Below are 14758 nucleotides of genomic sequence, written 5' to 3'. Positions count from 1 at the left end.
TGCGCCATCCTGCCGCAGGGCAATTGCGACGCTATATTTCAACTATGGCGAGACGAAAACGGTGTTCATCGAGAACCGGAACGGAATGTACTAAAGTACATGAGTACCGGAAGCACAGAGGAACGCCGTTTGCAGGCCGCAAGAGTTGGAATATTATGTCCCCCGTGGTTTGGCACGCCGAGTGGGATCAGCCTCTGCGGGATTTTCCGGCCAGACATGGCGGGGATAACGGCCGCGCATATCGGTGCGCACATCGGCCCATGAGCCTTTCCAGAAATTCGGCAAATCGCGGGTGATCTGGATCGGCCGGTGCGCCGGAGATAGTAACTCCAGCAGCAGCGGCACCGTATCGCGGGCAATGGAAGGATGCGTTGTCAGACCGAACAATTCCTGCACCCGCACGGCAATCACCGGTTCATCACCTTCGTAATTAATCGCGATATTGGAGCCGGTCGGCACCGTAAAATGTGTTGGTGCCAGCGTATCAATCTGCCGTTGCAGATCAAACGGCACGAGAGCGCGCAGGCCATTCATCAAAGCAGTTTGACTGATTTTATCGAGCCGCGCCTCACCGGTCAGGAACGGAAGTAACCAGTCTTCCAATGTTGCCAGCAGATGCTCATCATCCATCGACGGCCATGGCTCACCAAGCCCACGATAAAGCCAGCCAAGACGGCGGCGCAGCGTCAAAGCTGACTTATCCCAAGGCAGAACATCCAAACCATATTGGCGCACGGCCTGAATAACGCCCAAGTCAGCAGCTTCACCCGATGGCGCTGCCAGATTTTTCTCCGACAGGGTTATTGCCCCCAACCGTACCGCCTCGCGGGCACGCAGAGCTTTGCGTTCAGGGTCATAGACAACCTGTTGTCCGCCCTCGATCTGACTCGCTAAGCTCTTGCGGATATCCTCTTCACTCACCTCAGCGGCCGAGAGAATACGCTGCGCCCCTGCCCGTCCGGTCAGATCTGCAACCACCAGCCATGGCGCGCGGGAGAGATGCTGACTGGCATCCAGCTCACCACCGCGCCCATTGGCCAGAATAAACTGCCCACCATTGCCACGCGCTTTGGCCACGCGATCCGGATAGGCATCCAGCAGCAGGCGGCCGGCATGGGCATCTTCTTTGTTTTGCACATTGGCCGCTGGTAAATCTTTAATCAGCGAGCGTGCCAGTCCGCGTGCCTTTTGCGCACGGTCACCGCGATCCCGACGAAAGCGGGAAAGCCGCGCATCGAGATCAACATCATTACCGCCAAGGCCGCGCTCGGTCATCAGCACGGCAAGCTCTGCCGCCTGCAATGCCTCGCCGCGATTGGCAGCCTCTGCCACCATATGCGCAAGCCGCACCGGCAAAGCCAGTTTTCTGATCTGCTCGCCGGACGTTGTCAGCCGCCCGTCTGCATCCAGTGCGCCAAGCCGCTTCAGCAAGGTTGCCGCTTCTTTCAGGCTGGCTGCTGAGGGTTGATCGAGCAAACGTAAATCGCTGACATTTTGCACGCCCCATGCCGCACAATCGAGCAGCAGCGACGACAAATCAGCTTCCAGAATTTCCGGTGCGGTAAAGCGTGGCAGGGAAGATGTTTGCCCCTCATGCCAGAGCCGGATCGCTATACCGGATTGGGTTCGCCCCGCACGCCCTGCCCGCTGGGTAATCGCCGCCTGCGATGCACGCACGGTTTCCAGCCGCGTCAGACCGGTTGCCGGTTCAAAACGCGGCTGGCGCGACAACCCGCTGTCGATCACCACCCGCACGCCGTCGATAGTGATCGAGGTTTCGGCAATCGAAGTTGCCAGCACCACTTTGCGCGTGCCTTGCCGAGCCGGCTTAATCGCCGCATCCTGATCGCGCCCGTCCATCGCTCCGTAGAGCGGGCAGAGCATCACATGCTCACCAACGCGCCCTTCAAGGGCACGAACTGTACGCTCAATCTCGCCCTGACCGGGCAGAAAACACAGCAGGCTCCCCTGTTCATCCGCCAGAACGGCACGAATTGTCCGCGCCATAGCATCTTCAATCCGCTCATCGGCTTTGCGTTCCTGATAGCGGATTTCAACCGGAAAACTGCGACCTTCACTCTCAACAACCGGCGCATTATCCAGCAGTTCCGCCACCCGCGCACCGTCAAGCGTTGCCGACATCACCAGAATTTTGAGATCAGGGCGCAAGGCTCCCTGCACGTCCAGCGCCAGCGCCAGTCCGAAATCAGCATCCAGACTGCGCTCATGGAATTCATCAAACAGCACCGCACTGATACCGGATAATTCCGGATCATCGAGGATCATACGGGCGAACACGCCTTCCGTGACCACCAGAATTTGCGTCTGCGCATTAAAACGGCTGTCGAGGCGCATCCGGTAACCGACCGTTTTGCCAACCTCTTCGCCCAACAGGCGTGCCATTTGCGTGGCCGCAGCACGCGCCGCCAGCCTGCGCGGTTCCAGCACAATAATCCGCCCACCATTGCGCCAGTCTGCCTGTAAAAGATGCAGCGGCACCAAAGTTGTCTTACCCGCACCGGGCGGCGCAACCAGAACGGCAGAACCGCCAGCCTGCAAGGCATGATCCAGTTGCGGCAGCGCCTCACGGACAGGCAAAAGCGGAAGGGATGAAACGGACTGCTGAGGCAAAGACAACGCACCTGATAAATGATTCTGATTGCTGCGAATTATAAACAGCCGCGTTATGCTTTACTATTCTTGAGGAGCAGATATGGCACATCAATTGACATACTCCCCCATAGTATATATTTTCATCACCATATTCATCGGTAGAAAACTATGCCCCACTCACCGGAAGCCAAGAAACGCGTCATGACACGCCTGCGCCGCATCAAAGGTCAGGCGGAGGCATTGGAGCGCGCGGTTGAGGAAGGCACAGAATGCGGTGCGCTTTTACAGCAGCTTGCCGCCATGCGTGGTGCCGCTACCGGCCTGATGGCGGAAGTTATGGAAAGCCATTTAAAAGAGACCTTCCAACAGCCGCAGAAAACCCTGTCTCCGGCTGAAATGGATACAGAAATCGACCAGCTTATGCGGATTATCCGCTCTTATCTGAAATAAAAGACCACTGATTTAAGAGGAACAAAGCCATGAAATCGCGCGCAGCCGTTGCCTGGGAGGCCAATAAGCCCCTCACTATTGAAACAATCGAAATCGGTGGTCCGAAAGCCGGTGAAGTTCTGGTGGAAGTGATGGCAACGGGCGTGTGCCACACCGACGCCTATACGCTGTCCGGCCTTGATTCAGAAGGCAAATTTCCGGCCATTCTCGGCCATGAAGGTGCAGGCATTGTGCGCGAAGTCGGTGCCGGTGTTACCACGCTGCGTCCGGGCGACCATGTGATCCCGCTTTACACACCGGAATGCCGTTCGTGCAAAACCTGCCTGTCGCAGCGTTCCAATCTCTGCACCTCGATCCGCGCCACGCAGGGTCAGGGTCTGATGCCGGATCGTACTTCGCGCTTCTCCTGCGACGGCGGCGAAATCTTCCATTATATGGGCTGCTCGACCTTCTCGAACTTCACCGTTCTGCCGGAAATCGCGCTGGCCAAAGTGCGTGAAGATGCGCCTTTCGACAAGATCTGCTATATCGGCTGTGGTGTTACCACCGGTATCGGCGCGGTGATTTATACCGCCAAAGTGCGTCCGGGTTCCAATGTTGTGGTGTTCGGCCTCGGCGGTATCGGCCTCAATGTTATTCAGGGTGCCCGCATGGTTGGTGCCGATAAGATCATCGGCGTTGATATTAATCCGGCCAAAGTGGAAATGGCGAAGAAATTCGGCATGACCGACTTCATCAATCCGCGTGAAATCGGCAATGACAAGGTGGTGCAGGCCATTCAGGACCTGACTGACGGCGGTGCCGATTATTCCTTCGACGCAACCGGTAATACCGATGTGATGCGTCAGGCGCTGGAATGCTGCCATCGCGGCTGGGGTGAAAGCATCATCATCGGCGTGGCTGAAGCAGGTAAAGAAATCGCCACCCGTCCGTTCCAGCTGGTCACCGGCCGCGTCTGGAAAGGCACAGCATTCGGCGGCGCGCGTGGTCGTACCGATGTGCCAAAAATCGTTGACTGGTACATGGACGGCAAGATCAATATTGATGATCTGATCACCCATAAAATGCCACTTGATGAGATCAACACCGCGTTTGATCTGATGCATGAAGGCAAATCCATCCGTTCGGTGATTACATTCTGATGAAACAGTTTGTTTCCCGCTGGAACGAGATCGACGATCTGACACCACGCGCACTCTATGCAATGCTGAAACTACGCATGGATGTCTTTATTGTCGAACAAAATTGCGCTTTTGCAGAAATTGACGGCAAGGATATTGGTGCATTTCACCTGAGCATTCTTGATGGTGAGGAACTCGCGGCAACGCTGCGGGTTCTGCCACCGGAAGAGAATGAAGCAGTAAAAATCGGCCGTGTTGTGGTAGCGTCAAACTATCGGGGCTATAAACTCGGCCAGCGCCTGATGCAGGAAGCTGTTGATTTTGCGCAAGCACGCTTTCCTGACCAGCCAATTGAGCTGGGCGGGCAAAGCCATTTGCAGAAATTCTACGGTTCTTTTGGTTTTGTCGCCATTTCCGAAGAATATCTGGAAGACGGCATTCCGCATATCGACATGCGTCTGGAACCGGCAAACGGAGCCTCTGTATGAATTTTCTGCTGCGCCGTCATATGTCCTTCTATATTGCAGCGGCATGCGGCGCGGCAGTCTTTCTGATCTGCCGGATTTTTTCTCTCTCACCGGCACCGGTAATTGCGGTCAATTGTTTCTTCATCCTCTATCTGCTCATGGCTTTAAGAGCCTTGCCGCATTTAAGTTCAGCTTACTTGAAGAAACATGCTGCAAGCACTGACGAGCCGGTCTGGATTATTTTTCTGGTCACTTTTGCGACTGTGATTTCCTCCATCACCTCGCTGTTCATTCTGATAAACCAGCAGCAGCAACAGCATGATCTGTTCACATTTGCTGCGACACTGGCAGCGGTGCCGCTTGGCTGGTTTACCATTCATATGATGACAGCCATGCATTATGCGCATCTGTACTGGGAACCTGATCAGACCGCGCTCAAAGACGGAAGCTCAGGACGCAAACATAAAGGCGGTTTTGAATTTCCGAACACGCCGGAGCCCTCCGGTTATGACTTTGTCTATTTTGCTTATGTAATAGGCATGACCGCACAAACCTCCGATACCAGCGTCACGACACCGGCCATGCGCAAGGTCACTCTGCTGCACAGTATCGTTTCCTTTTTCTTCAATACCGTACTTGTGGCCGCAGCCGTCAATGTTGCTGTGGCTCTGGGGAGTTAGTTCATGGAAATCATTTCAAAGGCAAAAGCCTTCGGCGGCACTCAGGGCGTCTATCGCCATAAAAGTGCAGCCTGCCAGTGTGATATGACTTTTGCTTTGTTCCTGCCACCGCAGGCAGAACACGGCCCCGTGCCGGTTTTGTGGTATCTCTCCGGCCTGACCTGCACCCATCAAAATGTGATGGATAAAGGCGAATATCGCCGCCTTGCTGCCGAGCTTGGCATTGCTATTCTCTGCCCTGATACCAGCCCGCGCGGTGATGATGTGCCGGACGAGCCGGATAACTGGCAGTTCGGTAAAGGTGCTGGTTTCTATCTTGATGCCACAGAAGCGCCTTTTGCCAAAAACTACCGGATCTACAGCTATATCACGGAAGAACTGACCGAACTGGTGGCTCAGGAATTTCCGCTGGATATGTCCCGTCAGGCCATCACCGGCCACTCCATGGGCGGCCATGGCGCAATCACCATTGCCCTGAAAAATCCAGAACGTTTTAAATCTGTTTCGGCCTTTGCGCCAATCGCCCAGCCTTCCACCGCCGGATGGTCAAAACCTGCCTTTGAGAAATATCTCGGCAGTGATCAGAGTGCATGGCGCACTTATGACACAACCGCGCTGATTGAAGACGGTCACCGGATTGAAAGCCTGCTGGTCGATCAGGGCACAGCGGACAGTTTTCTGGATGATGGTCTGCGCCCGTGGCTGCTACAGGAAGCCTGTGCCAAGGCGGCCATCCCGCTCACATTGAATATGCGGGAAGGCTATGACCATTCCTATTATTTCATCTCGACCTTTATGGATGAGCATTTGCGTTGGCACGCTGCCCGCCTGTGATATTCCGGTTTTAACGGTCTGCAAATGGCACGGCAAAGCCGGAATATATGCCGCGCTGAAACTCAGCGCGGCGTCACCTTCATCAGCAAACCGTTTTTAGGCTGAGTGGTCAGTTTCTGTACCGGCCATGGTTTTGCATTTCCCACCATATCAAAACGATGTTTGGACAACAGAACCGCCAAGGCGATCACCGCCTCCTGCATAGCAAAACTGCCGCCGATACAGACGCGCGGCCCCGCACCGAATGGCAGATACTGAAAACGGTCGATCTTATCGCGGTTTTGCGGATGGAACCGCGCCGGAATAAATGCCTCCGGATTATCCCAGTATTTCCGGTGCCGGTGGATTGTCCACGGCATCACGATCACCGCCGTACCTGCCGGAATTTTCAGATCACCGAACTGATCATCCGCAAGCGCCTCACGGTTGATCGACGGTGCAGGCGGATAAAGCCGCATCGCCTCCTCAAAAGCGGCGCGGGTCAGCGGTAGTTTTTCCAGCCATTGATGCGGCGGTAAATCCTTGCCTTCACCATTCATGAATGCATCAATTTCCGCCTCAACAACAGCACGCTCTGATGGGGCTTGCGCCAGCAGATAGAGTGTCCAGCCAAGGGCACGGGCAGTCGTTTCATGCCCTGCACCGATAAAGGTAATCAGATTATCCTCGATCTCATCCCGCGACAGGCCATCCGGTTTTTCAGCAGAAGCTTCCGTCTGCAATAACAGTGTCAGGAAATCATTCGGCACGGCTTCACCACGATCCATCCGCTCTTTGCGCAGCTGAATGGTCTCCGCCACAATGGAACGGAAAAAGCCTAATGAACGGCGGCCACGCAATTGTGTCAGGCGGGGCAACCAGTCCGGCGCGCCGAGCAGATCAAACGGATCGACCCGTCCCATCGTTTCAAACAGCCGGTCTGTCTGGCGTGCAAATTCCTTCGGGTCACCGGCAATCTCGCCGGAAAATAGTGTCTCAGCCAGAATATCATAGGTCAGCAATGTCATATCCCGCGACACATCTGTCACCGTGCCGGATATGCGATAGCGGTTGGTGAAGGTCTGCGCGCTTTTCAGCATGGCATCAGCGAAGCCATGAATATGACGCGGCGTGAACACCGGTGCCATAGCTTTGCGTGAGCGCCGCCATGTCGAGCCTTCGGCGGTCAGCAACCCGTCACGCAGGATCGGGCGCAATACGCGCTGACGGATGGTGCCCATCGGATAATTTTGCGGATTTTCCACTAAAACATGACGGATCAGCGCCGGATCATTGGCGATAATCGTATGCATACCGAGCCAGTTTACCTCAACCCACGGCTCATTATAGGAAGGCTCGCCCCAAAGCTCTAACGGGTTACGATAGACAATCCGCATCAGCTCCAGCCGCCCGACCGGATCTTTTCGCGGAACCGGTGCCGGTGGCACAAAAGGATGCTTTGCCGGAATTGCACCGGCATTTGAAAGTGAAGATCGTAGCAATTCAGTCATGATGCCATCCTGAAAATGTTTCATCATGCTGTTCTGGTATCAGCCTTGTGCCCCCAAACGCATGCCGCAGTTAAATGTCTTCATTCAACGTCCGCAAGCATGCGTCACTCAAGAATCCAGAGCGTACACAGCAAGTTGAATGCGCTGTAAAGGCTCTGGCAGCACCGGAAACAGCGACTACCTCAAACAGATATAGGAAAGACAATAAGGCAAAACAGCGATCCCGCAAATTTTGCCGTAATTATCTGACAGGAAACTTGGAACGCGCACTGGTCAAGGCTGTCCCGCCTGCCTATATGTGCTGTTAACTTCAGAGAAATATGAAAGCCCGCTTCCGTGTCATCCGCAATCAACAGCATTATCAGCCTGCCATACCGGCTTATGCTGTTTCTGCTTGCGTTCATGATGCTGCAGTTTTGTGCCTTTCAGATGTCTGCACAGGCTTACACACCTGTTATGCCGCTTGCAGCCGAAATTACACATGTTGCGCCGGCACATGAAACAACGGATCACGGGCAGCACAATAAAGCACCGGAAACCGGCCAGCATCACAGCACCAAGGGCATGGCCTGTGCGGTCAGCGGCTGTGTTATGCCTGTTCCTGTAGCACCGGTTATGGCACAAATTGATGCCTTTCCGCGCGCACTAAGCGCGCCCTATATGCAGGTCTTACACGGACTGCCGCCTGCCCTTTCCGATCGCCCTCCCATTTCTGTTTGTGCCTGAAAATCACAATGCACCGCGCTGACCTTCGGCGCAGGTGATAATATTTTCTGACATAAACGGAGTATTCCGATGAAAACACTTAACCGTCGTCAGGCCATGCTGTTCGGCCTTGGTGGTCTGTCCGCTGTTACCCTGCCAGCTCTGCATCTCAACCGTGCAAGCGCACAGGGCGCCCATGATATGCACAATATGGCACCTGCCGCATCTGCTGCTCCAGCAGGTGTGAAACTGCCCCATCCCGCTCTTTTGCAGCCGGATAATAGCGGTTTGGTAAAACTGAAGATCGCTAAAGGCCGCCACAATTTTCAGGCTGGCAGCAGCGCCGCTTCCGCCGGTATTAATGGTAATTATTTCGGCCCTGTTCTACGCCTGCAAAACAAATCCCATGTGCGTTTCGCTATTGAAAATGCGATGGATGAAGTCACCACTCTGCATTGGCACGGGCTGATGATCCCGTCTGATATGGATGGAGGCCCGCATAATGTGATTAATGCGGGCGCTACATGGCAGCCGGAATTTGACATCAATCAACCGGCATCGTTCAACTGGTTCCATCCGCATACACATATGGAAACCGCCCGTCAGGCACATATGGGTGCGGCCGGTATGTTGCATGTCAGCGATGGCGGTGACCGTGAACGCGGCCTGCCGGATACATTCGGCACTGACGACCTGTTTCTGGTATTTCAGGATCGCCGCGTGATTGACGGTGACAATGTTTATGCGCCGGATTTCATGGATCTGATGCATGGTTTCCGCGGTCAATATCTCACCGTCAACGGTGCTATTGCCCCTGTTGCCACAGTGCCGCAAAGCATTGTGCGCCTGCGCCTGCTCAATGCCTCCAATTCGCGCAATTATCACTTCCATTTCAGCGATGGCCGGATGATGCACGCGATTGCTTCCGATGGCGGCTTCCTCGCCAAACCGGCAGCAGTGGATATTCTGACCATTGCACCGGGTGAGCGCTATGAAGTGCTGGTCGATTTCTCCAATGGTATGGCTGCGGACTTTACCAGCCTGCCTGATGACGGCTCCGGCAGAACACCGAAACTGGGTGATGCACAAAGCCTTGAGTATCTGATGCGTTTTGAGGTGAGCGATGGTCTGAAAGCCGATGTGATGAAGCTTGTTTCCGCATTGGAAGAACCGGCTGCTGCCGATCCGGCCAAATCCGCCAAAACCCGCTCTTTCGTCTTTGATGAAAACATGGCCGGTAACATGGCGATGATGCGCAAGAAAATGATGGGCGGCGAAAGCTCCCCGATGGGTCAAATGGGGCAGATGGACCATAGCAAAATGGATCACAGCCAGATGGGGCAGATGCAAATGCCGCAACCGTCAAAGATGCAGGAAATGATGTCCGGAGAGATGGATCATGGCGAACATTCGGCACGTTCAGCTGACCAGATGGGACCGTCGCTGACTGCTGCCACCTCCGGCATCACCATGTCGATTGCGGATAAGCCTTTCGACATGAGCCGTGTGGATGTGGAAGCCAAGCTCGGTTCCATGGAAATCTGGAAGCTGAAATCTGTTGAAATGGGACACCCGTTCCATATTCACGGTGCCAATTTCCGTGTCCTGTCCAAAAACGGTCAGGCAGCACCGGATTATCAGGCCGGATGGAAAGACACTGTGCTGGTCGACGGGGAAGCCGAATTGCTGGTTCACTTCAAAGCAGAGGGCAAACGCTCACATCCGTTCATGTTCCATTGCCATGTGCTGGAGCATGAAGATGTCGGCATGATGGGACAGTTTGTAACTGTCTGATCCGCGCTTTTGAAGCAGAATTGAACATATCTGCGCCCGATGCAGACAGGCTCTTGCAAGGCCTTTCGCCTCGGGCGCGGTTTATTACATAAAAACTGGTAATTATGCCGTTTTTCAGCGCTAAAATTTGGTAAATCGGCTCTCAGCGACTATATTAAAGAGACCATTTCAGCCTGATTCGTTTCAGCACTTTCCGGCCCGTTCCGGTAAGCCGGAATCTATAATCAGCCAAATTTTTTACCGGACGGCATAAGCCTTACGGCAACGCTAACGAAAGTCTTTCATGAGCGAGACCACTGAAAATCCTCAAGGCGAGAACCTTTCCGCAGATATCAATGCGACTAATCCTGAATATGGCGCGGATTCCATCCGCGTTCTGAAAGGGCTTGATGCGGTGCGCAAGCGCCCGGGCATGTATATCGGTGATACGGATGACGGCTCCGGCCTGCATCACATGGTTTACGAGGTGGTGGATAACGCGATTGACGAGGCGCTTGCCGGTCATGCGACACTGGTTACCGTGACACTGAATGCCGACGGTTCCTGCACTGTAACCGATAACGGCCGTGGTATTCCGACCGACATCCATAAGGAAGAAGGCGTGTCTGCCGCTGAGGTTATCATGACCCAGCTGCACGCAGGCGGTAAATTCGACCAGAACTCCTATAAGGTTTCCGGTGGTCTGCACGGCGTGGGCGTTTCCGTGGTGAACGCGCTTTCCATCTGGCTGAAGCTTAAAATCCGTCGCGCCGGTAAAATTCATGAAATGAGCTTTACCCATGGTGTGGCTGATGCACCGCTGGTGGAAACCGGCAATGCGGGCGATGAAACCGGTACGGAAGTCAGCTTCCTGCCGTCGCCGGACACTTTCACCATGGTTGAATTCAGCTATGAAACGCTGGAACGCCGTCTGCGTGAGCTGGCATTCCTGAATTCCGGCGTGCGCATCAAACTGGCTGATAAGCGCCATGCGGATGTGATTGAGCAGGTTCTGCATTATGACGGTGGTCTGCAGGAATTTGTCAAATATCTCGACCAGTCCAAAAAAGCACTGCTTGAAAATCCAATCTATATTATCAGCGAAAAAGACGGCATGACCGTTGAAGTCGCCATGTGGTGGAACGACACCTATCATGAGCGCGTGCTGTGCTTCACCAATAATATCCCGCAGCGCGACGGCGGCACACATCTTGCCGGTTTCCGCGGTGCGCTGACCCGTCAGATGACCGGCTATGCGGAAAGCTCCGGCATTGCCAAGAAAGAGAAAGTCAATCTGACCGGTGATGACTGCCGTGAAGGTCTGACAGCTGTGCTTTCCGTCAAAGTACCGGATCCGAAATTCTCATCCCAGACCAAAGACAAGCTGGTGTCTTCGGAAGTTCGCCCTGTCGTGGAAAGCCTCGTTAATGAAGCGCTGGCCACATGGCTGGAAGAACATCCAAGTGAAGCCAAAGTGCTGATGTCCAAGGTTGTGGAAGCGGCTGCCGCGCGTGAAGCAGCGCGTAAAGCCCGCGATCTGACACGCCGTAAAGGTGCGCTCGACATCACCTCCCTGCCGGGCAAGCTGGCAGATTGTCAGGAACGTGATCCGGCCAAGTCCGAAATCTTCATCGTTGAGGGTGACTCGGCTGGTGGTTCTGCCAAGGGCGGTCGTTCGCGTCAAAATCAGGCTATTCTGCCGCTGCGAGGTAAGATCCTCAATGTGGAACGCGCCCGTTTTGACCGTATGCTCTCCTCCGACCAGATCGGTACGCTGATCACTGCGCTCGGCACCTCGATTGGTAAGGACGAGACCAGCGGTTTCAATCCGGAAAAGCTGCGTTACCACAAAATCATTATCATGACGGATGCTGACGTCGACGGCGCTCACATCCGCACCTTGCTGCTCACATTCTTCTTCCGTCAAATGCCGGAGCTGATTGAGCGCGGCCATATCTATATTGCGCAGCCGCCGCTCTATAAAGTGACACGCGGCAAGTCTTCGCAATATATCAAGAACGAAGCCGCCTTTGAGGACTTCCTCATTGAAACCGGCCTCGAAGAAGCAACTCTGGAACTCGGTAATGGTGAAGTCCGTGCCAGTGCCGATCTGCTGTCGATCATCAATGATGCCCGCAATCTGCGTACAGTGCTGAACGGCCTGCATACACGCTACGACCGTGCAGTGATCGAGCAGGCTGTGATTGCCGGTGCGATGAATGTGGAAGCGTCCAACGATCCTGCGAAAGCACAGGCTCTGGCCGATGCTGTTGCCAAACGCCTCGACATGATCGCCGAAGATATGGAACGCGGCTGGAGCGGCACCTATTCACCGGAAGAGGGTTTCCGCTTTGAACGCATGCTGCGCGGCGTAAAAGATACCGCGATGATTGACATGGCGCTGCTTGGTTCTGCTGATGCCCGTCAGCTGGATCGTTTCAGCGAACGTCTGCATGAGGTTTATTCCACGCCGCCGGTTCTGCGCCGCAAAGATAAGAGCGAAACCATTTCCGGTGCGCTTCAGCTTCTGGAAGCAGTTTTTGCAACCGGCCGCAAAGGCCTGTCGCTGCAGCGCTATAAAGGTCTTGGCGAAATGAATGCCGAGCAGCTTTGGGAAACCACACTGGATCCGAATGCACGCTCGCTGCTGCAGGTAAAAGTGACCGATGCAACCAGCGCCGATGCTCTGTTCTCGCGCCTGATGGGTGACGAAGTGGAACCACGCCGCGAGTTCATTCAGGACAATGCGCTTAGCGTTGCCAATCTGGACGTTTAATCCATTTTGCATAATCATAAAAAACGCCGGAAATTCCGGCGTTTTTTATTTATCTTACAATATGTGTCGGCTGGATAATCAGACCGTCCGGTGTTTGCGCACGAAACACCTCTACCCCATAGAGATCGCGGATCACGTCTTCCTTCAGAATATCCGCCGGTGTGCCATCAGCCACCAGACAACCATCTTTCAACAAAAGCAGGCGGGTACACCAGCGCGCAGCCAGTCCCAGATCATGCAATGTGCAGATAATGCTGCGGCCACGTGTGGAAAGCTCACGGAAAATCTGCATCAAACCCAGCTGATGTGCCGGATCAAGCCCTGCCACCGGCTCATCGGCCAGCATCAAAGGCGTATCCTGCGCAATGGCGCGGGCAATCAGAACCCGCGCCTGTTCACCGCCGGATAATTCCCGCGCCGATTTATCGCGCAGATGAGTAATCTCCAGCGCTTCTATGGCAGAGGTAATCTGTTGCTGATCCTCTTTGCTCAAACCGGAGAATTGCGGCAGACGGGCAAGACGGCCGAGCTGCACTACAGCTTCAACACGCATATTCCAGCTGATCTCCCGATCCTGCGCAATATAGGACAGAAACTGCGCACGCTTTACGCTTTTAAGCTGCGCGCTTTCCTGTCCGTTCAAAGTGACAGAACCCTGATAGAACAGTTGTGCCAGCAAAGCACGCAGCAACGTTGACTTTCCTGCACCATTCGGGCCGATGAGACCGACAAACTCGCCTTCACCTATGGTGAAAGAAACTCCGTCGATTATGATACGTTGCTGGCGGGAAACCGAGAGATTTTCAACGCGTAAAAGGCTCAAATTTCTGCTCCTTTGCGCAATCTCCACACAAGATGCAGGAAAAATGGTGCACCGATCAAAGCCGTCAGAACGCCGAGTTTCAGATCCTTCTCCGGCAGAATGAGGCGCACAAAAATATCAGCCGCCAGCAACATCACCGCTCCGCCCAGTGCCGAAGCCGGTAGCAGACGCGACGGACGGGAGCCAACTAACGGGCGCAAGACATGCGGCACTACCAGCCCGATAAAGCCAATTGCTCCTGCCACAGCCGTTGCCGCGCCGACACTCATCGCCGTGCCTGCCACCACGAGAAACTGCACTTTACGTAAATCAACACCCATACTGGCAGCGGTTTCCTGCCCCAAAGTCAGCGCATCCAGTGAACGGCCGGACAGGATCAGCATAAGCCAGCCAAGGCTCATAAATGGCAGCACCAACCAGACATGGCTCATGGAACGGTCATTTAAAGAGCCAAGCATCCAGAAAACAATTTCCATCAGGGCAAAAGGATTGGGTGCAAGGCTCAGTGCCAGTGATGTCAGCGCACCGGCAAAGGCAGAAACCGCAACACCGGACAGAATAACCGTAATGGTCGAACCGCTACCTCCTGCCAGAAACTGCACCAATATCACTGCGATAAATGCAAAACCCAGTGCCATCAGCGGCAGACTTAAAGGAAACAGCAAAGACAGTCCGCTATAAAGCGCCAGTACTGCGCCGAATGAAGCAGACGAACTAACGCCAAGTAATCCGGGCTCCGCCAATGGATTGCGTAAATAACCTTGCAAAGCAGCACCGGATAGTCCGAGCGTCAGTCCGATCATCGCGCCTAACAAGGCACGGGGAAGCCGCAATTGCTGCATAATCAGCACTGTATCAGTATCGCCAAAGCCAAACAGGCCGGACAGCCCTTGCATAAGACTGATGGAAGACGAACCGGTCAGCAGCGAGATGACAAACAGGGCGATCAGCACCACGCCAAGGGCAAGCAACAGACCATAATAGCGCCGGTTCTGATCCATTAGAGCATTTCCCACTTAAGTTTTC

Annotated in this window: 12 protein-coding genes; 8 read left to right on the top strand and 4 right to left on the bottom strand. The window is 54.4% G+C overall.

Features of this window, described 5'->3' with window-relative positions:
• Nucleotides 1–153 precede the first annotated feature (153 nt).
• Nucleotides 154–2631 (bottom strand): ATP-dependent helicase HrpB, encoded by a 2478-nt coding sequence (gene hrpB / locus LDL70_RS00585; RefSeq protein ID WP_225685939.1) that lies wholly within the window; start codon nt 2629–2631, stop codon nt 154–156.
• 150 nt (nt 2632–2781) lie between these two features.
• On the opposite strand from hrpB, the gene LDL70_RS00580 reads away from it, so the two are divergent.
• The 5 genes from LDL70_RS00580 to fghA are packed head-to-tail and all read left to right on the top strand — an operon-like array spanning nt 2782 to nt 6165.
• Nucleotides 2782–3063: a metal/formaldehyde-sensitive transcriptional repressor gene (locus tag LDL70_RS00580; protein WP_225685937.1), complete on the top strand. Its 282-nt coding sequence runs from the start codon at nt 2782–2784 to the stop codon at nt 3061–3063.
• Nucleotides 3064–3092: 29 nt separating this feature from the next.
• Nucleotides 3093–4205: an S-(hydroxymethyl)glutathione dehydrogenase/class III alcohol dehydrogenase gene (locus LDL70_RS00575; protein WP_225685935.1), complete on the top strand. Its 1113-nt coding sequence runs from the start codon at nt 3093–3095 to the stop codon at nt 4203–4205.
• Complete coding sequence (locus LDL70_RS00570; RefSeq protein WP_225685933.1) at nt 4205–4672, top strand: GNAT family N-acetyltransferase; 468 nt, start codon at nt 4205–4207, stop codon at nt 4670–4672. Before LDL70_RS00575 ends, LDL70_RS00570 begins: the two co-directional genes overlap by 1 nt.
• A complete protein-coding gene (locus LDL70_RS00565) occupies nt 4669–5331 on the top strand; it encodes a DUF1345 domain-containing protein (RefSeq protein ID WP_225685931.1) in 663 nt (220 codons plus the stop codon). Before LDL70_RS00570 ends, LDL70_RS00565 begins: the two co-directional genes overlap by 4 nt.
• Nucleotides 5332–5334: 3 nt before the next feature.
• Nucleotides 5335–6165: an S-formylglutathione hydrolase gene (fghA, locus tag LDL70_RS00560; RefSeq protein WP_225685929.1), complete on the top strand. Its 831-nt coding sequence runs from the start codon at nt 5335–5337 to the stop codon at nt 6163–6165.
• 62 nt (nt 6166–6227) lie between these two features.
• Here the strand turns inward: fghA and LDL70_RS00555 are convergent, their stop codons facing one another.
• Nucleotides 6228–7655 (bottom strand): cytochrome P450, encoded by a 1428-nt coding sequence (locus LDL70_RS00555; protein ID WP_225688271.1) that lies wholly within the window; start codon nt 7653–7655, stop codon nt 6228–6230.
• A gap of 336 nt (nt 7656–7991) precedes the next feature.
• On the opposite strand from LDL70_RS00555, the gene LDL70_RS00550 reads away from it, so the two are divergent.
• From LDL70_RS00550 to gyrB, 3 genes are all read left to right on the top strand, one after another.
• The gene (locus LDL70_RS00550) at nt 7992–8381 is read left to right on the top strand and encodes a hypothetical protein (protein WP_213596152.1); all 390 of its coding nucleotides are present in this window, start codon (nt 7992–7994) and stop codon (nt 8379–8381) included.
• Nucleotides 8382–8450: 69 nt separating this feature from the next.
• Complete coding sequence (cueO, locus tag LDL70_RS00545) at nt 8451–10154, top strand: multicopper oxidase CueO (RefSeq protein ID WP_225685920.1); 1704 nt, start codon at nt 8451–8453, stop codon at nt 10152–10154.
• Between the two features lie 283 nt (nt 10155–10437).
• On the top strand, nt 10438–12909 hold the full coding sequence (gene gyrB / locus LDL70_RS00540) for a DNA topoisomerase (ATP-hydrolyzing) subunit B (RefSeq protein WP_370637728.1): 2472 nt from the start codon (nt 10438–10440) through the stop codon (nt 12907–12909).
• A 49-nt stretch (nt 12910–12958) separates the two neighbouring features.
• Here the strand turns inward: gyrB and LDL70_RS00535 are convergent, their stop codons facing one another.
• Both LDL70_RS00535 and LDL70_RS00530 read right to left on the bottom strand, forming a co-directional pair.
• Nucleotides 12959–13732, bottom strand: coding sequence for an ABC transporter ATP-binding protein (locus LDL70_RS00535; RefSeq protein ID WP_225685911.1), 774 nt, complete (start codon nt 13730–13732; stop codon nt 12959–12961).
• Complete coding sequence (locus LDL70_RS00530; protein WP_225688267.1) at nt 13729–14733, bottom strand: iron ABC transporter permease; 1005 nt, start codon at nt 14731–14733, stop codon at nt 13729–13731. Before LDL70_RS00530 ends, LDL70_RS00535 begins: the two co-directional genes overlap by 4 nt.
• Between the last annotated feature and the right edge of the window lie 25 nt (nt 14734–14758).

The sequence above is a fragment of the Pseudochrobactrum sp. XF203 genome (genome assembly GCF_020341615.1).
GTDB classification, from domain to species: domain Bacteria; phylum Pseudomonadota; class Alphaproteobacteria; order Rhizobiales; family Rhizobiaceae; genus Pseudochrobactrum; species Pseudochrobactrum saccharolyticum.
Note: the sequence above shows the minus strand (reverse complement) of the source record. Positions and strands in the feature narration are given on the sequence as shown.